At 43.9% G+C, this 23253-nt stretch carries 18 protein-coding genes and 1 tRNA gene; 7 read left to right on the top strand and 12 right to left on the bottom strand.

The genetic code is table 11. From position 1 onward, the window contains the following. Positions 1-100: 100 nt before the first annotated feature. Both ABR189_RS12325 and ABR189_RS12320 read right to left on the bottom strand, forming a co-directional pair. Positions 101-880 carry a (Fe-S)-binding protein gene (locus tag ABR189_RS12325; protein WP_354660800.1) on the bottom strand — a complete coding sequence of 260 codons (780 nt, stop codon included), beginning with the start codon at positions 878-880 and terminating at the stop codon, positions 101-103. Between the two features lie 99 nt (positions 881-979). Beyond that, complete coding sequence (locus ABR189_RS12320) at positions 980-2302, bottom strand: 4Fe-4S dicluster domain-containing protein (RefSeq protein ID WP_354660799.1); 1323 nt, start codon at positions 2300-2302, stop codon at positions 980-982. Between the two features lie 121 nt (positions 2303-2423). On the opposite strand from ABR189_RS12320, the gene ABR189_RS12315 reads away from it, so the two are divergent. Then, positions 2424-2921 carry a phosphoribosyltransferase family protein gene (locus ABR189_RS12315; protein ID WP_354660798.1) on the top strand — a complete coding sequence of 166 codons (498 nt, stop codon included), beginning with the start codon at positions 2424-2426 and terminating at the stop codon, positions 2919-2921. Positions 2922-3057: 136 nt separating this feature from the next. Beyond that, positions 3058-3522 (top strand): hypothetical protein, encoded by a 465-nt coding sequence (locus ABR189_RS12310; RefSeq protein WP_354660797.1) that lies wholly within the window; start codon positions 3058-3060, stop codon positions 3520-3522. A gap of 14 nt (positions 3523-3536) precedes the next feature. Here ABR189_RS12310 and ABR189_RS12305 read toward each other — a convergent pair whose 3' ends face one another. Both ABR189_RS12305 and ABR189_RS12300 read right to left on the bottom strand, forming a co-directional pair. Beyond that, positions 3537-4472 carry a DUF2279 domain-containing protein gene (locus ABR189_RS12305; protein WP_354660796.1) on the bottom strand — a complete coding sequence of 312 codons (936 nt, stop codon included), beginning with the start codon at positions 4470-4472 and terminating at the stop codon, positions 3537-3539. Positions 4473-4622: 150 nt separating this feature from the next. Then, positions 4623-6347: a phospho-sugar mutase gene (locus ABR189_RS12300; protein ID WP_354660795.1), complete on the bottom strand. Its 1725-nt coding sequence runs from the start codon at positions 6345-6347 to the stop codon at positions 4623-4625. A gap of 263 nt (positions 6348-6610) precedes the next feature. On the opposite strand from ABR189_RS12300, the gene ABR189_RS12295 reads away from it, so the two are divergent. Both ABR189_RS12295 and ABR189_RS12290 read left to right on the top strand, forming a co-directional pair. Further along, on the top strand, positions 6611-7207 hold the full coding sequence (locus ABR189_RS12295) for a YceI family protein (protein WP_354660794.1): 597 nt from the start codon (positions 6611-6613) through the stop codon (positions 7205-7207). A gap of 151 nt (positions 7208-7358) precedes the next feature. After that, positions 7359-8015, top strand: a complete 657-nt coding sequence (locus ABR189_RS12290; RefSeq protein WP_354660793.1) for a protein-L-isoaspartate(D-aspartate) O-methyltransferase — start codon at positions 7359-7361, stop codon at positions 8013-8015. A gap of 56 nt (positions 8016-8071) precedes the next feature. Here the strand turns inward: ABR189_RS12290 and ABR189_RS12285 are convergent, their stop codons facing one another. From ABR189_RS12285 to ABR189_RS12250, 8 genes are all read right to left on the bottom strand, one after another. Next, positions 8072-10585, bottom strand: coding sequence for a TonB-dependent receptor (locus ABR189_RS12285; RefSeq protein ID WP_354660792.1), 2514 nt, complete (start codon positions 10583-10585; stop codon positions 8072-8074). A 32-nt stretch (positions 10586-10617) separates the two neighbouring features. After that, a complete protein-coding gene (locus ABR189_RS12280; protein ID WP_354660791.1) occupies positions 10618-13203 on the bottom strand; it encodes a TonB-dependent receptor in 2586 nt (861 codons plus the stop codon). A gap of 230 nt (positions 13204-13433) precedes the next feature. Then, entirely contained in the window at positions 13434-14030 is a 597-nt protein-coding gene (locus tag ABR189_RS12275; RefSeq protein ID WP_354660790.1) for a DUF445 domain-containing protein, read from the bottom strand. A gap of 82 nt (positions 14031-14112) precedes the next feature. Next, positions 14113-14186, bottom strand: a tRNA-His gene (locus ABR189_RS12270). 58 nt (positions 14187-14244) lie between these two features. Continuing rightward, a complete protein-coding gene (locus tag ABR189_RS12265; RefSeq protein ID WP_354660789.1) occupies positions 14245-14535 on the bottom strand; it encodes a hypothetical protein in 291 nt (96 codons plus the stop codon). Positions 14536-14693: 158 nt separating this feature from the next. Further along, the gene (locus tag ABR189_RS12260) at positions 14694-15404 is read right to left on the bottom strand and encodes a LytR/AlgR family response regulator transcription factor (RefSeq protein ID WP_354660788.1); all 711 of its coding nucleotides are present in this window, start codon (positions 15402-15404) and stop codon (positions 14694-14696) included. Continuing rightward, the gene (locus ABR189_RS12255) at positions 15401-16429 is read right to left on the bottom strand and encodes a sensor histidine kinase (RefSeq protein ID WP_354660787.1); all 1029 of its coding nucleotides are present in this window, start codon (positions 16427-16429) and stop codon (positions 15401-15403) included. The genes ABR189_RS12260 and ABR189_RS12255 overlap by 4 nt, the downstream gene beginning before the upstream one ends. A 137-nt stretch (positions 16430-16566) precedes the next feature. Beyond that, the gene (locus ABR189_RS12250) at positions 16567-17256 is read right to left on the bottom strand and encodes a FadR/GntR family transcriptional regulator (RefSeq protein WP_354660786.1); all 690 of its coding nucleotides are present in this window, start codon (positions 17254-17256) and stop codon (positions 16567-16569) included. 130 nt (positions 17257-17386) lie between these two features. On the opposite strand from ABR189_RS12250, the gene ABR189_RS12245 reads away from it, so the two are divergent. The 3 genes from ABR189_RS12245 to ABR189_RS12235 are packed head-to-tail and all read left to right on the top strand — an operon-like array spanning position 17387 to position 23243. Next, positions 17387-20599 (top strand): SusC/RagA family TonB-linked outer membrane protein, encoded by a 3213-nt coding sequence (locus ABR189_RS12245; RefSeq protein ID WP_354660785.1) that lies wholly within the window; start codon positions 17387-17389, stop codon positions 20597-20599. Between the two features lie 9 nt (positions 20600-20608). Next, positions 20609-22081: a RagB/SusD family nutrient uptake outer membrane protein gene (locus ABR189_RS12240; protein ID WP_354660784.1), complete on the top strand. Its 1473-nt coding sequence runs from the start codon at positions 20609-20611 to the stop codon at positions 22079-22081. A 28-nt stretch (positions 22082-22109) separates the two neighbouring features. Further along, entirely contained in the window at positions 22110-23243 is a 1134-nt protein-coding gene (locus tag ABR189_RS12235; RefSeq protein WP_354660783.1) for a sialidase family protein, read from the top strand. Positions 23244-23253: the final 10 nt, after the last annotated feature.

The raw sequence follows: 23253 nt of genomic DNA, 5'->3' as shown, positions 1-23253 counted from the left end.
TTATCCTACTTTCGCGCCCTCAAATCCTTTGACAATCTGGGTGTTCACTTGTTATTATTCCTGCACTGTGCTGGCAGCGAGGTTTTTGAAATACGGAAGATTACTGCATTCCTGCGGCAATGATCTCCGCAATATCCAATACCTGTACGGTATCTTCCTTTCCTTCTTCTTTTACCCCATCAGAGAGCATGGTCATACAAAACGGGCAGTTGGCCGCAATGATACCCGCACCGGTAGCCACCGCTTCTTTGCCTCTTTCAAAATTTACGCGGGTAGTTCCTTTTTCTTCTTCCTTAAACATCTGGGCACCTCCGGCACCACAGCATAATCCATTGCTGCGGCAACGTTTCATTTCTACCAGTTCGGCATCCAGGATCTCAAGTACTTTACGGGGGGCTTCATAAATCTGATTAGCCCTGCCTAGGTAGCAGGAGTCGTGGTAAGTGATTTTTTTACCTTTAAAAGTGCCGCCTTCCGACATTTTAATCTTTCCCTCGTCTATCAATTGCTGGAGCAGGGTAGTATGATGGATCACTTCATAATTGCCGCCCAGTTCCGGATATTCATTTTTAAGGGTATTAAAGCAATGGGGACAGGCCGTCACGATTTTCTTTACGCCATAGCCATTGAGCACCTGTATATTGTTTTGGGCCATCATCTGGAAAATAAATTCATTGCCTGCACGGCGGGCAGGATCTCCGGTACAGCTTTCCTCTTTGCCCAGGATAGCAAACTTTATCCCTACTTTATCCAATATGGTAGCAAATGCTTTGGTGATCTTTTGCGCACGCTGGTCAAAGCTACCTGCACATCCTACCCAAAAAAGTACTTCCGGCATTTCCCCATTTGCGGCGTATTCGGCCATTGTTTTTATCTGCATGTCTTTTACTGTTTGCAGGAACCAGCTTCGCTGATCGGAAGTAGCTCCCTGTGATGCGCTTTGGATGTATGTATTTTTATGACCACTTCGTTGATCCGGTCAGTTCATTTCAGTAGCCCATTTGTCTCTGTCATCCGGACTGAACTTCCAGGGGGCCATATTATTCTCAATGTTGCTGAACATCATATTCCATTCTGCCGGCGCACTGGATTCTTCCATCACGAGGTGGCGGCGCAGCTGAAGGATAATATCCAGCGGATTAATACTTACCGGGCATTCCTCCACACAGGCATTGCAGCTGGTGCAGGCACGCAGCTCTTCTTCGCTGATATAATCACGTAAAAGGGCTTTACCATCATCGGAGAAGGTGCCGCCATTTGCTTTGATATGCCTACCTACTTCCTCCGCACGGTCGCGGGTATCCATCATGATCTTTCTGGGAGATAATAATTTGCCTGTAAGATTGGCCGGACAAGCTGCTGAGCAGCGGCCACATTCTGTACAGCTATAGGCATCCAGGAGATTTTTCCAGGTAAGGTCACTGACATCTTTAGCGCCGAATTTGGGTACGGCATCACTGGCAGGAGCATTCGCCGCCAGTTCCGGCTGCAGCATTAGCTGTACCTCATGTTGTACCGCAGGCATATTGGCCATCCGGCCTTTAGGCTGCAGGCTGCTGAAGTAAGCATTGGGAAAGGCCAGCATAATATGCAGGTGCTTGGAATAGGGCAGGTAGTTCAAAAAGGCCAGCACCCCTAAAATATGCAACCACCAGCATCCCCTTTCCAGTGCAATCAGGGTACTATCTGAAAGACCGCTGAGCAGGGGTGTGAACATCCCCGTTACCCAAAAGCTGCCGGTAGCAATGTAATGTTCTGTCCCATGGGCCTGTAATACCTGGTCGGCCGTATTCATAGTCAGGAATAACAGCATCAGCACTATTTCCGTGATCAGGATATAATTTGCATCCGATCTGGGCCATCCATCTAGGTCCTTGCTGATAAAGCGCCTTAGTTTAAGCAGGTTTCTCCTGATCAGAAAAACAGCACAACCCAGGATCACCAATACGGCCAGGATCTCAAAACAACCGATAAGTACACCATAAAGGCTGCCTAGTACGGGAGCGAATAAACGATGGGTACCCAGGATACCGTCCAGTATTATTTCAAGTATTTCTATATTAATGATCAGAAAGCCAGCATATACGAAGAAGTGAAGCACTGCCACAAGGGGATTGCGAAACATCTTTTTCTGACCAAAGGCCAGCAATAACATATTCCGCCAGCGCTGCCCCGGATTATCCCGGAGGGAGATATCCCTCCCCAGCAGTATATTCCGCCGGATCTGAGCGGCTTTCCCCGAAAAGAGGTATACCGCCGCTCCAAACGCAATAACAAATAAAAGCTCTTGTACTATTCGCATATCTCAGATTTGACTTCCCTAATTTACGGTTTATTGCAATGTATATAATATTTTGAAAATGGGCTGCCGGATACCCCCCATGTATCAAATTTGCTTATTTTTACCCTTTGAATATAGCAGCATGGAAAGTAAGAACATCATTTTAACACCAGATATCATCCAAAAGAAGATAGAGCGTATTGCTTATGAAATATATGAGCATAACAGTGATGAAACCTCGATTATACTGGCAGGTATCTGGGATCGTGGCGTGATCCTTACACATCGCATTGCTGAGATACTGAGGAGGATTTCCCCGTTGGAAATCAAAATCATTGAACTGCGCCTGGATAAACAGCACCCTTCCGAAGTAACCCTTTCCGAACCCCTGGATGTAACCGGTAAGGTGATCGTGCTGATAGATGATGTGGCAAATTCCGGCCGCACCATGTTATATGCGCTTAAGCCATTCTTACAGCAGCTGCCCCGGAAAATACAAACAGCTGTACTGGTGGACCGGAAACATAAATCCTTCCCCTTATCCGTGGATTTTGTAGGTTATTCACTCGCTACTACCCTCCAGGATATGGTAATGGTAGATGTAGCAGGGAATGACATTACCTCTGCCTATCTGATCTGACAGCTCCCCACAGATAAATAAGTATTCCCAACGCATTTGCCCGAAAATACAGCGGATAAAAATCGGTGGATATAGCGGTTGTTTTATGGAGTATTTTCATACTATAACAAACTTCTTTATCTATTAAATCAGTACTATGAAAGTCATTGTTGCCCTTTTATTCTCCGTCACTGTATTTTTTGCACATGAGGCCAGGGCTGGTATACCTATTGTTTATGGGAGTGCAGACAAGATTGTGAAAGTAGCCGATCTGCCTCAGAATGAACAGTATGAAACCAAACTGGATGGAAAACCCACTCATTTTGATATTGGCTATATGTATACCAAAAGTCATATCATGTGGATCCCCTACAATACTTCCAATGGTAAATTCGTGGGGTATGTAGACGGCGATAATTACCTGGAGCTAACGCCGGAGGATATCCAGCAAATCACTGCGCAGGAAAAGATCACACTGGCCGGCAGTTATGTATCCTTTTGGGATAAAACAGGCGGGCGGATCGTTTTCGGGTTAATTATCCTGCTTATACTTTATGGTATATTTTCCGGTAGCGGTAAAGATAAAAAGCCGGAAGAAGGCCCGGCAGCACCAATGGCATAATGGTAGCATGATGCTTAGAAATGAATGGCATGCAGCCTGAGTCTGCCTTCAGAGGTAAGTTCCAGGGTAGGGGCCGGAAACTTGAGCATATTCAGTACCTGAAATAACACCCTGAATCCCTTTTTTCTGGTAGGTATTTTGGTGAAGTCTATATCGGGCGACAGATAAAACTGGCGTATACGGGGCATATGGCTATAATCATATTTTGTACCGGCATCATCTGTCCAGGTATTATCTGTTGCCCTTATCATACCATTGGCACCATATCCTACGGCCATATTCAGCCATTTTGGGAGCCCGCTGTTTTGGGCGAAGGAGTGCAGGTTTACACTTATCCAGTAAGTCTGGGCATTATAATCTTTCAGTGTCCGTTCCGGGAAGCTTTTACCAAATTGCTGGTTAGCTTTATCTGCCAGCACGGGATCGCTGTAATATTGCGGATAGGAAGAAAATTTGAGCTGAATACGTTGCTCATTCCAGGCAAGTTCCTGGCTGATGAACAGTGCACTACCCGCTACATTAGCACTCATATCACTCCAGGAAAACCCCCATTGTTCCGAAAACCCATCCAATATCTCAATAACAGACAAGTAGGCAAATCCGCTTACGCCACCTATCCATATCTGTTGTTTTCGCGGAAGGCCAGACCATCGCCATAGCTCGCGGCTGTATTTCCCTATCATATAGGCACTGAATACATGTCCCATCTTATCCATCTGTTTCCATTCACCGGCATCATTAAAAAAATGGAAACCTGACTTGGGGTATCCTTTGTACCAGGCACTGTTTAAGGCCAGTAGTCCGCCACCGTATAATGCCGCAGTAGCCCCGCCCAGCAGCCATACTCTTGGTTTAACAGTAGTATCAGGAATGTCGAATGTAGTCAGCTTTTGCGCCGGGGCACAATACACCAGTAACTGGAAAGAAAGGATGGTAAGCAGTTTTTTCATCAGGTTGATTAAGCCAGCAAATATGCGCTGGTAAAAGCCGGATGTTTTGATAACATACTATGGCTTTTACCAGGCAACAACTTTTTACAGCACCGGCTGATCGGCTTTCATAGGTATAAATACAGGGAATAAACGGATAAACAGTTGGATCTATTTCAATTGCATATCCTGGATAATATTGGCAATGCGTTCTTCCAGCAACTGGTTCACCGCATCAAAGTCAGCTACATTGTCCAGTTTGTCGTGCACACTGAAATAGAATTTGATCTTGGGTTCGGTACCGGAAGGGCGGGCAGATATTTTGCTGCCATCCGCCAGAATAAACTGTAAAACATTGGATTTAGGCAGGTCAATGGCCTGTGTTTCCCCTGTTTTAAGGTTTTTTACCTGCTGCAGCTGGTAGTCGTAAAGGGTCACTACCGCCGAACCATTGATGGTAGCAGGTGGGTTTTCCCGGTAGCCTTTCATCATATTGGCGATTTCATCCGCACCTTTCATTCCTTTTTTGGTAATGGAGATCAGGTGGTCTTTATAAAAGCCGTATTGTATGTATATATTGACCAGTTGCTGAAACAGGGTTTTGCCCTGGCTACGCACATAAGCGGCCATCTCACAGATCATGGCCACAGAAGCGATCGCATCTTTATCCCTTACCTTATCTCCGATCATATAACCATAGGATTCCTCCCCGCCACAGATGAACTTTTCCTGTGGTTCATGCCTGCGGATCAGGTCTGCAATCCATTTAAAGCCGGTAAGTACATTATAACAACGGATATTGTTTTTAGCAGCAAATACGTCGATCAGGTCGGAGGTCACTACCGTTTTACATACAAAGTCTTCCGGTTTGGCTAATCCTTTGTTTTTCCGGCCTTCAATGATATAGTTAAAAAGCAGGGCCGCTGTCTGGTTACCATTTACCAGTACCCATTCCCCTTTCAGGTCTTTTACAGCAATACCTACACGGTCGGCATCCGGATCGGTACCCAACAGGATATCGGCATCCAGTTCTTTGGCTTTTTGCAGGCCAATGCTCATAGTTTCCGCTTCTTCCGGATTAGGGTAGATCACAGTAGGAAAATTACCATCCGGTGTAGCCTGCTCCGTTACGATGTGTACATTGGTAAAGCCATTGCGTGCCAGGATCTGCGGCACCAGGGTGATACCACTGCCATGAATGGGGGTATATACTATTTTCAGGTCGTGCTGGCTGGCGGTTACTTCAGGATGGATAGACAGGCCTTGCAGCATTTGCAGGTAGGCTTCGTCAACATCCTGGCCAATACTAATGATATTCTCGGCACCACCACTCCATTTTACCTCATCAATAGAAGAGATCTTTTCTACTTCACGGATCACATTTTTATCGTGTGGGGGTACCAGTTGCCCGCCGTCATCCCAGTAGGCCTTGTACCCGTTATATTCCTTAGGATTGTGTGAGGCGGTTAATACTACTCCTCCCTGACATTTCAGATGGCGGATGGTAAAAGAAAGTTCCGGGGTAGGGCGGAGGCTTTCGAATAAAAACACTTTTATACCATTGGCAGCAAAGACATTGGCTGTAGTTTCCGCAAAAAAGCGGCTGTTGTTACGGCAGTCGTGCGCAATAGCTACTTTTATTTCACCGGTAAAGGCTTGTTTCAGATAATTGGCATATCCCTGGGTAGCCATGCCTACCGTATATTTATTCATACGGTTGGTACCTACTCCCATAATCCCTCTTAATCCCCCCGTACCAAACTCCAGGTTACGGTAGAAGGCATCTGTCAGTTCATCAGGATTAGTTGCTTCCAGGTGCCGGATAGCGGCCACCGTTTCCGCATCATATTTTCCATTCAGCCACTGTGCTACTTTACTTTGAATATTAGTATCCATCTTCTTTTGGTTTATAACAAAGGTGTTTTTAAATCGTATACCCTCCTGAAATTAACATTTAAAGGGGAGGAAGCCCATTATAATATAGCTGTAAAGTAAAAATAAAAATGTGAATGTGCGAAATAAGTAGCCAGCTAAGTACAAACACTGGTTTTTGTAAAGCCGTACTCCCCCAGAAGGATGCCTTGCTGTCACCGCTTACTTTTGCACACGTTTTTAAACTAAAAAATTATAGGAAAATGAAAAAAATGTATTGCTCATTCATGTTAGTAGCCCTTGTGTTTGCCTCCAGTTGCAAGAAAAAGGACACCCCACCTGAAATAACAGGTAAATATGGGATAGTGGCGGCAGACAGTAAACTGGAATGGAAAGGGTATAAGAATGGGGGAGGCCATCACGGCGCCTTTACGGTAGCCCCGGCTGATATAACGGTACAACAGGGTAAAATAGCCGGTGGAACGTTTACAGTAGATATTACCACCATTCAGGATTTTGATCTTTCGGTAGAAGAGGGCCGGGACGAACTGCTGGATCACCTGCAATCAGACGCGTTTTTTAATGTAGCCCTGCACCCCACGGCCACTTTCACTATCACCTCCCAGGCCCCCTATGAGGGAGGTACTGAAGGAGCGATAGCAGGGGCGAACTGCATCATAAAAGGGAATTTTACAATGTTGGGGAAAACACTGGCTATCAGCTTCCCTGCCAAAGTAAATGTAACAGGTACCTCCCTGCTGGCAGAAGCCACTTTTAAAATAGACCGCACCAAATGGGGAATGAATAGCTTTTCAGACCCTGCTGGTGGATTGTATGTTTTCCCGAATGTGGATATTATATTAAAGATCAAGGCCGATAAATAGTAGCACAGCGTTGAAGCGCCAACGTTTAAAGCAGTAAGTCTGAGGATAAAAGCTATTTTACCCCTTATACTTGCTGCTTTACCTGTTTTTGTGAATAAATGAAATATTCCACATCCATGGAATATTGCCGGTAAAGGTTAATTTTGTGAATATGAGGCGGTATGATGATACTTATAAGCAAAAAGGATTACGTAAACAGTTGGTAGATAGTATCCGGCAGAAAGGAATTACGGATGAAAATGTGTTGCAGGCAATTGGGAATATTCCAAGGCATTATTTTTTAGATACAGCCTTTGAGGGCATTGCATATGAGGACCGGGCATTCCCGATCGGAGAAGGGCAAACCATTTCCCAGCCCTACACTGTTGCCTACCAGACACAATTACTAGAAGTAAGGCCGTACGAAAAAGTACTGGAAATAGGGACCGGAAGCGCCTACCAGGCTTGCGTGCTGGCGGAGCTGAAAGTAAGTGTCTATACTATTGAGCGCCAGAAGAAACTGTTTGAAACAGTAAAAGAATTCCCGTTTAAAACCAAATATCCCAATCTCCGGTTCTTTTATGGAGATGGTTACGAGGGCCTTCCTACTTATGCGCCTTTTGATAAAATACTGGTAACTGCCGCAGCTCCGCAGATACCTGAAAAACTGTTGCACCAGCTGAAAATAGGTGGAAAGATGGTCATTCCCGTAGGTAGCCATGACATACAACGTATGCTCAGGATCACCCGTATGGGGGAAACGGAATTTGACCAGGAGTTTTTCGACAACTTCTCCTTTGTGCCAATGCTGGCAGGGAAAAAAGGATAGATTTTATTGATTATCAGCGAAGTCTGCGGCATGGATGGTTTTGATCCGGCACAGTGCTATAATCTTTCGTTGCCGGATCTGGGGGCTTCTTTTTCTTTTTCCGTTTCTTCTTCCTCTTCTTTTTGATGTTTTTTCTTCCGGAAAAGATTCGGGTCCATTTTCCCAAAACGGTAACGCACGTTTACTCTTACAAAGCGGGTAATACGCTTGCGGTCGTAATCCTGTATAAAATTAGGGGTTACATAATGTGAGTTGAATTGCTGTGTATTAAGCAGATCGGATACATTTAAGGAAATCGCGAGTGCATTGTTTTTGAGCAACTCTTTCCGCATGCCCATATCGATGCCGTTCATTGCTTTAAAGGTACCTTGCGGCAATACCCGGGGAGAACGGTATTTTCCATTGAGCTGCACACTGAATTTTGCTGGCAGCCGGATATTGGTATTCACATTAACCCCATAGCTGATATTTTCATTATTTAAGCTGGCAATGGTACTGCCGCTCATTTGTGTATACTGCAGGTTCAGATTAGTAGTTACGGTCCACCATTTGTAAAGGCGCAGGCGGTAGGTGAAATTACCTCCCATGTCTTTATGTTTACTCAGGTTTTGCGGCAGGGTGGTAGTAATACCGGTAATAGTATCCAGGGTACTGATCCGTTCTATGTTGTCATTGGTTTGTGAATAATATACCCCGGTACTCATAAAATTGTTGCTGGCCGGAAAATAAACCGCATAGTTCATTTCATACTTATGTGTTAAGGACGGTTGTAGTTCCGGGTTGCCTATCCGGATATTCTGCGGGTCGGAATTATTGATGTAAGGCAGCAGCTGATCAAAATTAGGGCGGTCTATACGGGTAGAGTAATTAAAGACCAGGCTTTTGTTTTTGTCTTTAGGCAGATTATACTTCAGGAAAAGGCTTGGAAAAACATTAAAGAAACGGTTGTCAACTGTTGTATCTTTTGTAAAGGAATAACCTTTCAGGAAGGATTGTTCCATGCGGGCGCCTACCTGATAACCGAGGTTGCCGATAGCATTGGCAAAATTAAAGTAAGCCCCAAAAATATCTTCTTCATAGTTATAGGTATTGGATAGCTGATTGCTTTTTTGGTAAGACGCTATATCGTAGTCGTATACCATCGCGTTGTAATCGTTTTCGATCATACGCATGGTACCTTTTACACCCGCTTCGAGCTTACCTTTCTGGCCTATGGGAGAAGTATAATCTGATTGTATGTTCCAGAAACGGTTTTCATTATTGCTTTTGTTCTGTTGCAGTCCCGGCAGGTCGGGTTCCGGAGCACCGGCTTTTTGGTACTGGGTGCGGTAGTTGCTGTTGCTATTGCTGCCGTTGGTACTGTAGCTCACATATGCCGTTAACTCCTGGTTGGGCTTGTCAAAAGTATGTTTGTAATTAAAGTTGGTATTATGATGGCTGTTTTTATTGCTGCTGTTATTATTGCGTGCTCCGGATCTTAACGGCGACTGGTGCAGGTCCAGGTAGTTCAGGAGGATATTGTCCTCGCTGGCGCCGGTGTTTTTATTCATGCCCTGGGAAATGGTAAACGTATTATGATCATCAAGAAAGTAATCAAATCCCAGGCGGGCGCCATAACCATTACTGCTGTTATTATTGGCGCTTTGTTGTGTAAAGAAGGTAGTGCCGCTTTGGTCAGGGACCAGGTTCTGCCTTCTGCTGAATCCGCTGCCATCAGCGTGATTATCGCGTCCATTGAGATTGCCAAAGAAGTTGAATTTCCTGAGCCGCAGGCTGGCATTGGCGCTGCCGTTTAGTTGTCCGCGGGAGTCTACCCCTGCATTCAGCATTACATTGTATCCGATTGCCTTATCTTTTTTCAGCACAATATTAATGATCCCACCGCCCCCCTGGGCTTCAAATTTGGCAGAAGGATTTACGATCAGTTCCACCCGGTCTACGCTTTCTGCCGGAATCATCTGCAGGGCTGTTTTCGCGTCACCAAAAGGAGAGGGTTTGCCATCCACGTATACCGTAACGGATTTGCCGCGCATGGTAAGATTATCATCGATATCCACATCTACGCTGGGAACGTTCTTCAATATATCAGTAGCGGTGCCGCCATCCGCTGTTAAAATGCTACCGGCATCAAACACCTGCCGGTCTATCTGCATGGAGAATGCCGGTTTTTCTCCTTTTATTTCTACCGCAGCCAGGGTTTGTCCGCTGGTTTGCAACCGGAGGGTACCCATGATTACCGTATTTTTGCCCGGCGTTGTTTTTACCCCCTTTTCCAGTTTCTCATATCCCATGAAAGTAACCCGCACTACATACTGGCCAGGTGCGATTTTATCAAAAGTAAAGTGGCCATCAGGCGGTGTATACATACCCGATATTACCGCAGAGTCTGTTGCACGCAACAGTACTACAGAAGCATATTCCACCGCTTTAGTAGTATTGCCTTCCACTACCTTGCCCACTATTTTCACTCCTGTAGCAGGAGGTATTTCATTTTTGGTACCGGTAGATTGTGCATAGCCGGAGGCAGTAAAAAATGTTGCTGCCCATAGCAGTAATAAATGAGTGCGCATTACGTGGATAAGGATTTAAATATTGGTTGTCATCAGAAACCCTGACCAGGATCTCCCATTTGCATATTGCTGTCGTTATCTTGTTTCTTGTTTTTATTGCGTTTGAATAATTGTGAGTCGAACTTACCAAAACGGTAGCTGAACTGTAATTTCAGGATACGTGATTCCCGTTTCCGGATATAATCCTGCCAGAAAGAAGGCGTGGTCTGATCCAGTTCATATTGCCGGGTGTTAAATACATCCGACAGGCTAAGCGTAAGGGAGGCTGCTTTGTTTTTCAGGAAGTCTTTCCGGACAGCCACATCCACACTGCTGAACCCTTTGATCATACCCTGTGCCGAAGCAGGTACCATCATGAATCCACCACCCCGGCCACCGCCGTTATTAGGCAGCGCAATCGTAGGAGCCTGGTAGGTAGCATTTACCTGGAAGGTAAAATTAGCCGGCAACTTGGTTTCGGAATTGATTTTGGCAAACCAGCTGAATCCTTTATTGTTGAAGTTCTCTTTTGCGGTACGTACCTGTAATTCACTCTGGTAGAGATTGACGTTGGTAGTCAGGTCCCAGCCTTTTATGATCTGGTTCTTTACAGTAAGTTCTGCACCATAGGAATTATTTTTATTGGCATTCACAAACTGTGTTAACAGCGTGTCTTTACCAATAGGTGTACTGATGGTGGAGATCATATTGTTGGTATTGCGGAAATACAGGGTACCGAGGAAGTTTACATTGGTCCAGTTTTTAACGTAAGAAAACTCCAGGCTGTTGGTAAATTCCGGCTTCAGATTAGGATTACCTTCCCGTTGGTTCTGCGGATCTGTATAATCCCGGTAGGGGATTAACTGGAAGAAATTAGGCCGGTTTACCCTGCGGGAATAGTTTAACTGCAGTTCCTGGTCATGCTTCAGCTTCTGTGATAAATACAGGCTGGGGAAGAACCCTGGCGCTGCTTTGGTGGGGCTGTACTTTTTTTGCTGACTTGGAATCTCCCCGGCATATACATACTGTTCCACCCTTAACCCTGCCTGGTAACCAAAGTTGCCAACTGTATTGGCATAGTTCACATATCCTGCATAGATCTGTTCATTGTATTTGTAATCATTGGAAAGGGAGTCTACAAAATTATATTTTCCGGTAAGCGTATCCTGGTTATATACTTTGTAGATGCTGCTGTAATCACGGAAGGTAGCTTTGGCGCCCAGTTCCAGTTTACCATTTTTACCGATGGGATTGGTATAATCTGTTTGAATGGTGATAAAGGTACTTTTGCCATCACTGTTATTGTTTTGCAATACCGGTTGCCCCTTTGGTGTGCCATCCGGCAGGAGGCTTTGCGTATTAAAGTCTCCGTCACGGCCGTTTGAGCTGCGATTATAATTAAAGTCTCCGCTCCATTCTTTGTTAGGTTTGGCATAAGTATGCTTAAAGCCTACCTGGGTAGTATAGTTACGGAAATTAAAATTACTGTGATTGATACGGTCGTTCATTGCTGTCACTGCTTTGTTACTGTTAGAGAAAATGCTTTGCAGGTTCTCTGAAGTTTTGAAATCGCCCGCAACAATATTCTGCGAGATGGAGATGGTATTCCGGTTATCCAGGTAATAATCCAGGCCAAACCTTCCAAACTGGAATAAGGGCTGGCTGCGGCTATCACTGTTCTGAAACAGGTAGTTGGTATCGCCGGGCGTCCCATTAAACCCGCCGAAATTGGTACGGTGGGTAGTGCCCTCACCCACTGTTCTGTTGGCATTAATATTATAGTTGGCAAAAACGTTGAATTTGCCCTGGCGTACATTCAGGTTACCACCGGCATTGTATTTATCGCCTGTACCTACACCGGCCATTACCATACCGTTGATGCCCGCCTTTTTATTCTTTTTCAGTACGATGTTCAGAATGCCGGACATCCCTTCCGCATCATATTTGGCGGATGGGTTGGTAATCAGTTCCACGCTTTCAATGGCATCTGCCGGGATCTGATCCAGGGTGAGGGTAGAAGGTTTACCATCTACAAATATATTAGGAGAAGCATTGCGTACAGTTACATTCCCATCAATATCCACATTTACAGCAGGCACACTTTTAAGTACGTCAGTAGCCGTACCCCCTACGCTTACCAGGTTTCTGTCTACATTAAATACTTTTTTATCGATGCCCATGGTAAAGGCGCTTTTTTGCCCGGTAATTTCTACCTCCTGCAATACTTTGGTATTAGCCTTTAGTTTTATATTGCCCAGATCCTGATCTGTTGTTTGCGGAGTGATGGTCACCTTTTTGTAGACGGTAGTATACCCCATGAAATTGATACGCATGGTAAATGCACCAAAGGGAAGGTTTTCCAGGCTGAAGTCGCCATTGGGCTTAGTGAGCATCCCGGTTACCACGCTGGAATCTTTTTGTTTGAGGAGGGCTACGGAAGCGTATTCTACCGGTTTACCGCTCTGTGCGTCCACCAGTTTGCCATAAAGCCGGCCTATTTGCGGCATAGCCGGGCGCTGTCCGGAGGCGCCATTGGTTTGTGCTGGTCTGTTGCCTGAAGCGGGAGTACCTGGGGCCTGGGCCAAAACAGCTGTCTGCCAGAGCAGGAAACCCGCTAAAACTGCGTACCATTTTTTCATCGTAACTTATTTTTCCTTCCCGATAGGGGTTGATGGAGCAAAATTAGCTTGTCAGCTGTATGAATGGTTTATTATTGTGATGAGTGGGTTTTTTGCCCCCAGGAAATTAAAAAAAGGGGCGGTAAAAGGTCTTAACAGTAGTTAACAAAGCCATGGAGATGGGTTGCAGAGGAGAAGGGCAGCCCCCAGAGGGGATAAAGAAGAGGGAACCCGAAGGCTCCCTCATGCTATCAGAAAGGTTGGGTCATTAGTAATTGCAGCAGACCGATCAGGAAGCCCAGCACACCGCCAATGATTTCAACAAAGCGGAATTCCCTGGACATGATACCATTCAGGATATCTTCCAGTTTATCAGAAGAAAAGGAAGCTACTTTATCCGTTACTATTTTCTCCAGATCCAGTTCACTTTTTACATTATCCAGGTATTGATCTATCATTAAAGGAAAGAGGGTATGCAGTTCTTCCATTAATACGCCTTTGATTTGTGCGATGGTGCTGTCGCCAATAAACATGGCGAGCATAGGCATGGCCTTGGGGAGTTTTTCTTTCAGGAATTTGTGCAGGTGGGCTTCCACCAGTGGCATGATGTTCTTTATCTTTTCAGGATCCGTTAATTTATGACGGATATCCTCAAAAGACAGTAATTCTGACGCCACCAGCTTACCTAATTTTTCTGCAAATTGTTGTTGCCGTTTTGGAAAAATGCCCTGTAAAGTGAAAAATCCCAGTTTCAATGGCTGCCGGGGATGAAACAACATTTTTATAGCTACCCAGTTAGTAATCCATCCTATAAAAGCAGAAATAAATGGAATGAAATAAACAGACATCTTTAACCTTGTTTTGAACGAATTGCAAAGAAAATAATGAGAAAAGGCGACTCATTTCTGAATCGCCTTTTTTGCTTTTCCGGGTGGATGAGGGGGTTCGAACCCCCGACCCCTAGAACCACAATCTAGTGCTCTAACCAACTGAGCTACAACCACCGTTTGTTTGTTGGGAGTGCAAAGATAGCATAATTTGTTTTCAATTTCCAAATGAAAACTAAAATATTTTTTTGCCTGCTGGCGTATCCACGCCATGTGGCATGGATAGGGTGGTTTTGGCTGGCTCGTTGCAATGTGGCCATGCATGCTGTCCGTTAGCCCGGTTAAACGCGAAACGCATCAGCATGATGTTGACCAGGATGAACAGCACAATACTTAATATGGCAGCCACCCTTGCACCTTTTGCCAACCCTGGTTTTTTGGAGAAGCCACCGAAAATGTACCCGATAATGAATACCATACAAACACCAAATAGTATGCGTACGATAATAATGAATGCAAATCCCATGATCTGAAGTTTTGTAGTGAGTAAATCGTTTTCCCTGTTGATCCCTGTGTGATTACAGCGAATCATTTGAAGTCAAAGCTATTATAGAAAAACAGGGTGGCGATCCTGGTATAGACCTGATGGTGAAGTGTGTCGACAAAGCGGTAATTACCGGTGTTTTAAGGTTTGGGAGGATGAAGCAGGCGGGTCACATTCTCCTTATAAAATTCACTTACCGGAATGGCTATCTTGCCAATGCAAACCAGATCGCGTTTAATTGTGGTGATTTTCCCGGCTGCCACCAGGTACGATTTATGCGTGCGGATAAAAGCAGGAGCGGGGAGTTTTTCTTCAATGGCTTTCATCGTCATACGGGTCAGTACTGGTTTGGGGGTAGAAGACAGGTGGATCTTGATATAGTCCTTTAAGCCTTCTATATATGCAATGTCTGCTACTGTAATTTTAACCAGGGTGTATTCTACATTTACAAAGAAGTCTGCTATAGCATCAGCAGGAGTAGTGTTGTTTTGTTGTAAATGATACAGTTCATTCGCCCGGTTGCAGGCCTGCAGAAAACGTTCAAAAGGAAAAGGTTTCAACAGATAGTCTACCACCTGCAGGTTAAAGCCTTCCAAAGCATATTGTTCATAAGCTGTTACCAGTATCACCAACGGCGGATGCTGTAATGATTTCAGAAACTGTAATCCGCTGAGCCGTGGCATCTGAATGTCTAGGAAAATCAGGTCTATTTGTTCATGCTGCAGTATATCATAAGCCTCCAGTGCATTTTTACATGTTTTTACCAGCTGTAAAAAAGGTAGCTGCCGGATATTATCTTCCAGCAAATCACGCACCAATTGTTCATCATCAATTACAAGACAGCGTATCATATAAGTTCCAGCGTTAAGGTAATATGAAAGCAATTATTATCATCGCGAATCACCAGGTGGTGTTTATCCTGATATAGTAAATTTAAACGGTATTGAACATTGGGAAGACCTATGCCTGAACTTTCATCTTTGCTGGTATCTTGTTCCCGGTCAAATTTATTCCATACTTCAAAAGTCATCACTCCCTGTATAAGAGATAGCTTAATATTGATCTGTGGGTCCTGTATATAGCCTACGCCATGTTTAAAGGCATTCTCTACAAAAGGGATCAGCAACATGGGCTCAATCATATATGCACCATCCTCAGGAGGTAAGCTGATCTGACTGTTAATCTGTACGTCGTTGCCAAAGCGTAGTTTTTGTAATTCAATGTAGCTGTTAAGGTATCCGATTTCTTTTTCCAATGCTACCTTTTTGCCCTGGGCATCATACAGCATGTACCGCATCAGGCCAGACAACATAATAAGAGAAGGCTCCAGCTGATCAGATTTTTTCCGTGCCAGGGAAACGAGGTTGGTCAGCACATTAAAGAGGAAGTGAGGGCTGATCTGGGAGCGTAGAAATTTTAGTTCTGTAAACAGTTGCTGGGTACGTTTTTCCTTTTGCTCTTTTTCCCGGCGGATAGCATCTATTACCTTGCGATATACGATACTGATGATAAATATACCTGTTGAGGAGCCGTACACAAATTTGTAGGAGGCACTATCTTGCAGCATCTCCGGAAACCAGGCCGCCATAACCATGTATTTCAATTGGAAGGATACCAGGAGTAGTAATGCTACGGAAATGAAATAGCCCCACCAGAAGCGCCGGTTCAGCAATTTCGGATATAGGTAACAGGCATTGGTATAAAAAATACCCATATGGATTGTGCCCATGATGGTGAAGAGGAACCCCGGTATTGGTCCTATTTTATAATCATTGGAAGCCGTAGATACCAGATAAGGCAACAGCAGAATTGTGCTCCAGATAAGCGCATGGAGGGCAAATGCATTATAGGTCGATTTATTTTGAATGACTTTCATGGGCGACGTAGCTTAAAGTTACTACTTAAAGGGTTGCCCGGTTACATCTGTAGACAAGAAAGGCATTTGTGTATACGAAAACAGGTATATTCCCTTTAAAGAAAAGCTATTCCGGCATACTAAAATGGGAGTACCAACTATATACTTTGATAATAAGGTGACAGGTGTTTATGCATGGCTGCTCTGAATTTTTCAGGGGTACCTTTCTTCAGTACATTTACCAGATCTTTATGGGTCACAGGGTCCTGTATTTTAATTTCTACCTCTTTTTTGCTGTATTCATAAACATGATCAAATACGGGGAACAGTAATATCTGGAAGCGTTTCAGCGTTTCATTACCAGACATTTCATATAGTTTACCATGAAATTCTATTTCATCTTCCTTGCTAAGGGTTTTGAGCTGTACTTGTTTTTGTACAATGGCTTCCAGTTCAGTGATTGCTTTGGATGTTTTGCGTGCAAAAAGCAGTTCTGCCAGCCCCATTTCCAGGATTAACCGTAATTCAAAAATATCTTTCAGTGTATCTTTTCCCAGTATATAGGGATTGAGGACCCGTTCAATACCCCCTAGCACATCCGGGCGGCTCATAACCATTCCCCTTCGTGGGCGGGCTTCTATCATACCTAACATCCTTAACCTGCTCAGTGCTTCCCGTACTACACTACGGCTTACCTGCAGTCTTTCAGCAATTTCCAGCTCATTCGGGAGTGCATCTCCAGGCTTAAAAGCATTCTCTTCAAAGAATTCACGTAGCTTATTTTCTACCCGGTCTGTCATAGACAGGCTTTCCAGCGGCTTCAGTAATGGCTTTTTTTTCTGTGACATACTATTATATATATGGATGTTCCAGCGGTAAAATTAATCCAAATAATAATTATTGTATTTAAATATTAATTAGTAATTTGTCCTACAAATAGAATTATAGTATGAATGCCTAATTTATAAAAGCTACTTTATGTATCAACCAAGGTCATCTTTTTTGGCCCTCTTCTGCATGATGATGCTCGGGGGCAAGCTGTCTGCGTCTCCTACCTCTCGCGGAGTAACCGAATTTTCATCCCTACAACAGCATAAGTTATCCGGTACTGTCGTTTCCGCAGACAATATGCCACTTCCAGGCGTGAGTGTTTCAGTAAAAGGTACTTCCAATGGAGTAACCACTGATAATAATGGCAGGTACAATATTATTGCCAAACAGGGGGATGTGCTGCAGTTCAGGTATGTGGGATATATTACCCGGGAAGTAACGGCAGGTACTTCCGCAACACTGAATGTTGTATTACAGCCAGATGTTAAGACATTAAACAGTCTGGTAGTAGTGGGGTATGGCAAACAATCCCGGGAAATGCTTACCACTTCCATTTCCAAGCTCGATACCAAGGTGTTTGACAATGTACCTTATGCTAATGCGGCGAATGCTTTACAGGGAAGTATAGCAGGGGTGCGGGTACAAACCACTTCCGGCCAGCCAGGGGCTGCTCCAAGAATTATATTAAGAGGAGGGACCTCTATTAATAACCCTAACGGAGCTGCACCATTGTATATTATTGATGGCGTAATCCGCACAGATATGAATGACATCAACGGTGATGATATTGAATCATTGCAGGTACTGAAGGATGCGGCTGCTACTTCTATCTACGGCGCCAGAGGGGCAAATGGTGTAATTATTATTACTACCAAAACCGGAAAAGCAGGTAAAATACAGATCAGTTACAAGTATGATGTAACCGTTTCCCAGTTGGCTAAAAAATATGACCTGGTCTCTGCCAGAGACTATGTATACTATGGCCGTATGGGAATCCTGGCAAGGGCAGAAAAAGATCCTACCAAGCTAAACTCCCTGGGATTAGCCACAGGCTATGGTACAGGTAATAATCTGACAAAGAATACCTATGCTACCACACAATATTTAACGGCAGAAAATGAGCATAAGCTAAATGAAGGATGGGAGAGTATACCTGATCCGGCAGATCCTACAAAAACACTCATATTTAAAGGAACCGATTGGCAGGACATGCTATTTAGAACGAGTGTGTCGCACAATCATTACATAAATGCAAGCGGAGGGACGGAGAAAGCGAATTTTAATTTAGGAGTCGGCTATTTAACCACCGATGGGATAGCTATTAATAGCGGATTTAAACGATTTGCAGCCAATTTGAATGGGGGACTAAAACTAAAAGAAAATCTCCGGGTAAAAGCAATGGCCAATTTTACCAATTCAAAAGATAACCAGGTATTCAATGTAAACCAGATTTTTGAAAGGGCGCTGGCACTACCGCCTACTGTAAAATATACATTTGAAGATGGAACATTGGCGCCAGGTCAGAACAGGAGCATTGGTAATCCTGTATACCAGCTGAGCAGATCAGATTCTTATAATAACCTGAACAGGATTACGCTGGGAGGGGGATTGGACTGGGATATTCTTCCGGGGTTGAAATTTGAGCCCTCTGCCTCTTTATACGTTGTACAGACAGCGAATAATGCTTTTCAGAAATCATACTATGACGGTGTAGCGTCCTTTATTGACTCAAGAGTAGCGAGTACTTCCAGCTCTACTTATTGGCAAAAGCAAGCAGATGCAGTCTTTACTTACAATAAACAATTGAGTAAGCATAGCCTGGAAGCTAATCTGGGTGGTTCGTATTATGACCGCAAGGACCTGAGCCAGTCGGCCTCCGGAAGGGGGGCTACAACCGATCTGGTACCTACATTAAATGCGTCTGCGGAACCTGTGAGTGTAAGTAGTTCTTCCAGTAGTCAACGACTGATCGGTTTTTTTGGGAGGATCAATTATAATTACGATCAAAAATATTTGTTAAGCATTAATTCCCGCTATGATGGTGCTTCAAATCTGGGAAAAAATAACAGATGGGGTATTTTTCCTGGCATCTCAGCCGGATGGAATATGCATAATGAATCTTTCTGGCAAGGGAGTATAACAAACTGGGTGAATAAATTGAAACTGCGCGCCAGCTATGGTGTGAATGGGAACCTGGGGGGATTGGGAGATTTTCAGGCGCAGGGAGTGTATGCTGTTGGTGGTCGTTACAACAGCCAGGGCGTGATCCTGAATAATACCATGCCTAACCCTGATCTGCAATGGGAACAAACAGAAACATTTGATATGGGGTTTGATCTGGGATTATTGAATGATCGCATCAGTATATTATTTGATTATTACAATAAAAGGACAGACCACCTGCTTACCAACCTCAGTCTTCCCAAAGAAACAGGCTTCGAAAGTATTTTAACAAACTACGGAAGTCTGCAGAACCGGGGCATTGAAGTGGAACTGTCTGCTGTCATTATTCAATCTAAATCAGGGTTTAACTGGAATATGGGATTTAATATCGCTACTAACGTACAGAAAATATTAAGCCTGCCTGATAATATTAATGAGCGTAACCGTGTAGGAGGTGTGTATGTATATGATCCTGCGGCAGGTAAATATGATTGGAAAGGAGGACTGCAGGAGGGAGGAAGGATAGGTGATCTTTATGCTTACAAACAGTCAGGGATATATGCTACTGATAAAGAGGCGGCTGACGGGCCATATGATGTATTGGTGCAAGGGCTTGATAAAAGAAAGTTTGGAGGAGATGTAAACTGGCTGGATACTGACAGAAATGATACCATTGACACCCGTGATCAGGTGTATATGGGAAATATCTATCCCCGGGTTACGGGCGGGTTATCCTCCTATTTCTCTTACAAAAATATCTCATTGACTGTCCGGATGGATTATACACTCGGCCACACGATCTACAACTATTCCAGAGCAGGTTTTGACGGACAGTTTCAGGGAGATATCGGGATCACTTCAGACATTTACAGGTCCTGGAAAAAGCAAGGAGATCAGACAGACATACCAAGATATTATTGGGCGGATCAACAAGCGCAGAACAATATTTTCAGAGGGAATTCCATCTTTTATGAAAAAGGTGACTTTCTTGCCCTGAGAGAGGTAAGTATTGCTTACAGTCTGCCAACCTCTCTATTGTCGGTACTCAGGATCAGTAACCTGAGGCTGAATTTTACGGCGAATAATCTAAAGTACTTCACAAAATACAAAGGGTTAAACCCGGAAGATGGAGGTACTGACAATGGCAGGTATCCGATACCACGTAGTTATATTTTAGGTGCTAACGTAACATTTTAAATGATCATTATGAAAAAGATCAGCACATTTATCGTATTGGTAATTTCCTTCACAGTATACTCCTGCACAAATAAACTGAATTTAAATCCGATAAGTCAGGTAACCGTTAATTCTTACTGGAAAACGCCAGATGATGTAAAAGGATATGTGAACGGTATGTATGCCCGTTTCAGAATGCGTACAAATGCTACCCTCTTTTATCTGGGGGAAGCCCGGAGTGAAGTAATAGGAGAAGGCAGCATCCAAAACCCGGCAGAAAAACGCCTCTATTTTGAGAATACGTTGGATAAGATAACCGCTCCTGACTGGATAGGGTTGTATACCGTGATACATGATGCCAATTTGCTGCTTAAATATGTACCTGGTATTTCCTACACGGTGGAAGGGGATAAAAACAATGTACTCGCACAGGCGTATGCGATGCGTGCTTATATATACTATATATTGGTACGTACCTGGGGAGGCGTTCCCCTGGTAAAAGAGCCTACAGAGAGTTATGATGCAAACACTATATACCGGCCACGTAATAGTGCTGAAGAAGTATTCACGCAAATCAAATCGGATATAGATAAAGCACTGGAATTATTTTCAGATAACGCTTTCCGGAATAAACGGCATGAATGGAGTAACCCGGCTGTGAACGCACTAAAAGGAGATGTATATCTGTGGACTGCTAAACGGAATGGAGGTGGAGATAAGGATTTACAAATAGCATTGACTGCTTTGCAGGAAGCACAAAAGGCTGATATAACCCTGCTGGGCAACTTTAATGATGTATTTGATTATGCCAATAAAGGGAATAAAGAAATACTATTTGCCGTCAATTATGCCGACCTGGAAGCAGAAAGCAATTATAACCAGGACCTGTATATCCGGCCGGTAGATATTCCCCAAGGGCTGGATGATGCTACCAAACAAAAATTGGGAGCCGGCGGGGGAAATAATTGGATTACCCCTTCCGAAACGTTAAGGAAACAATTCAATGCGGATGATCTCCGTAAAGACAGAACGTTTCTTGAACTATATGCCAAAGATGCTGGGGGAAACGCCAAATATTTTACAGCCGTTGTTTTAAAGTATAAAGGATTTGTAGATGCAGGAGGGCGTAAGTTCCTGGATGATGTGATCATATATCGTTATGCTGATGTATTATTGATGATAGCAGAAGCAAAGAATGCACTGAAAATGGATCCCGCGAATGAAATAAACCAGGTGCGCCAAAGAGCATACGGTGTGAAATTTGAAGACCACCGGTTTGTATCAGCTTCATTGCAGGAAAATGATGATGCTATCTTGAAAGAAAGGCTATTGGAGTTATCCTTTGAAGCTAAACGCTGGTGGGATCTGGTAAGATTCAACAAAGCGTTTGATCTGGTACCTTCTCTGCAAAACAGAAAGGGAAAAGACTACCTGTTGTTGTTTCCTATTTCGGAAAGTACTATTAGCCTGAACGCAAAAATTACTCAAAACCCTGGATATTAATTATCAGTCACCTAAAATTAAATTCGCAATGAATGTTTTATCAAAAATAGGAATTGGCCTGCTGATGGCAGGGACCATTCTCGGATTTAAAAACATATCTGAAGATAACAAACACCCACAGGACCCAGGCAAGGAAGTGGTTTTAAGCCTTGACCCAGGTCCTGATAATCCAAGGAATAGTGAAGGTGATTTTATTGATCTGAAAGATGGGCGCATACTGTTTGTGTATAGCCGCTATACCGGTAAATCAGGAGGTGATCATGCCCCTGCTTTTCTGGCGGGCCGGTATTCCGGTGATGGTGGCAAAACATGGACTACTGAAGATAAAATGATTGTAGCGAAAGAAGGGGATATGAATGTAATGTCTGTTTCCTTACTCCGGCTGCAAAATGGTGCCATCGCCTTGTTTTATGTAAGGAAAAATTCCGAGGAGGATTGTATTCCTATGATGAGAATCTCCACTGATGAAGCTGCCACCTGGGGCGATCCGGTTCCATGTATTACTGATAAGAAGGGATATTTTGTACTGAACAACAATCGTGTTATCCAGTTGAAAAATGGCAGGATACTTTTGTCAGTAGCATTGCATAAGGTACCTGGTGAAGAGAAATGGCATGAAAACGGACGCTTGTTCAGTTACTATTCGGATAACAATGGTAAAACGTGGCAACCAGGTGCAGAAGTACCTAACCCGGACAAAGTAATCACTCAGGAACCCGGACTGGTAGAACTGAAGAATGGAAAAATTCTTATGATCATCAGGACAAATGGCGGGGTACAGTATTTATCATATTCAAAAAACAAAGGGAAAACCTGGAGCCCTGCTGTGCCCAGTAATATTAAATCTCCGGTATCTCCTGCTTCTATTGAACGGATTCCTTCAACAGGAGATTTGCTGCTGGTATGGAATAATAATGATGGTAGTAATCCAGACATCAAAGGCAAGCGCACCCCATTTAATGTAGCGGTTTCGAAAGATGAAGGTAAAACATGGGAGCATATCAAAACGGTGGAGGATGACCCGGATGGATGGTATTGTTATACAGCTATACATTTCACCGGTAAACATGTACTGTTAGGACATTGTGCAGGTGACCGGAGAAAAAACGGGCTGGCTGTGACCCATATCACCCGTCTCAGTTTGGACTGGATTTATAATTAATCAACTGCCA

Origin of the sequence: Chitinophaga sp. H8, assembly GCF_040567655.1 — a bacterium.
Taxonomy (GTDB): domain Bacteria; phylum Bacteroidota; class Bacteroidia; order Chitinophagales; family Chitinophagaceae; genus Chitinophaga; species Chitinophaga defluvii.
This window is presented reverse-complemented; position numbering and strand designations above follow the sequence as displayed.

What these genes read in the sequence shown, in the direction of transcription:
- ABR189_RS12325 (WP_354660800.1), bottom strand. Translation starts at nt 880, where the DNA reads ATGCAGATAAAAACAATGGCCGAATACGCCGCAAATGGGGAAATGCCG.
- ABR189_RS12320 (WP_354660799.1), bottom strand. Translation starts at nt 2,302, where the DNA reads ATGCGAATAGTACAAGAGCTTTTATTTGTTATTGCGTTTGGAGCGGCG.
- ABR189_RS12315 (WP_354660798.1), top strand. Translation starts at nt 2,424, where the DNA reads ATGGAAAGTAAGAACATCATTTTAACACCAGATATCATCCAAAAGAAG.
- ABR189_RS12310 (WP_354660797.1), top strand. Translation starts at nt 3,058, where the DNA reads ATGAAAGTCATTGTTGCCCTTTTATTCTCCGTCACTGTATTTTTTGCA.
- ABR189_RS12305 (WP_354660796.1), bottom strand. Translation starts at nt 4,472, where the DNA reads ATGAAAAAACTGCTTACCATCCTTTCTTTCCAGTTACTGGTGTATTGT.
- ABR189_RS12300 (WP_354660795.1), bottom strand. Translation starts at nt 6,347, where the DNA reads ATGGATACTAATATTCAAAGTAAAGTAGCACAGTGGCTGAATGGAAAA.
- ABR189_RS12295 (WP_354660794.1), top strand. Translation starts at nt 6,611, where the DNA reads ATGTTAGTAGCCCTTGTGTTTGCCTCCAGTTGCAAGAAAAAGGACACC.
- ABR189_RS12290 (WP_354660793.1), top strand. Translation starts at nt 7,359, where the DNA reads ATGAGGCGGTATGATGATACTTATAAGCAAAAAGGATTACGTAAACAG.
- ABR189_RS12285 (WP_354660792.1), bottom strand. Translation starts at nt 10,585, where the DNA reads ATGCGCACTCATTTATTACTGCTATGGGCAGCAACATTTTTTACTGCC.
- ABR189_RS12280 (WP_354660791.1), bottom strand. Translation starts at nt 13,203, where the DNA reads ATGAAAAAATGGTACGCAGTTTTAGCGGGTTTCCTGCTCTGGCAGACA.
- ABR189_RS12275 (WP_354660790.1), bottom strand. Translation starts at nt 14,030, where the DNA reads ATGTCTGTTTATTTCATTCCATTTATTTCTGCTTTTATAGGATGGATT.
- ABR189_RS12265 (WP_354660789.1), bottom strand. Translation starts at nt 14,535, where the DNA reads ATGGGATTTGCATTCATTATTATCGTACGCATACTATTTGGTGTTTGT.
- ABR189_RS12260 (WP_354660788.1), bottom strand. Translation starts at nt 15,404, where the DNA reads ATGATACGCTGTCTTGTAATTGATGATGAACAATTGGTGCGTGATTTG.
- ABR189_RS12255 (WP_354660787.1), bottom strand. Translation starts at nt 16,429, where the DNA reads ATGAAAGTCATTCAAAATAAATCGACCTATAATGCATTTGCCCTCCAT.
- ABR189_RS12250 (WP_354660786.1), bottom strand. Translation starts at nt 17,256, where the DNA reads ATGTCACAGAAAAAAAAGCCATTACTGAAGCCGCTGGAAAGCCTGTCT.
- ABR189_RS12245 (WP_354660785.1), top strand. Translation starts at nt 17,387, where the DNA reads ATGTATCAACCAAGGTCATCTTTTTTGGCCCTCTTCTGCATGATGATG.
- ABR189_RS12240 (WP_354660784.1), top strand. Translation starts at nt 20,609, where the DNA reads ATGAAAAAGATCAGCACATTTATCGTATTGGTAATTTCCTTCACAGTA.
- ABR189_RS12235 (WP_354660783.1), top strand. Translation starts at nt 22,110, where the DNA reads ATGAATGTTTTATCAAAAATAGGAATTGGCCTGCTGATGGCAGGGACC.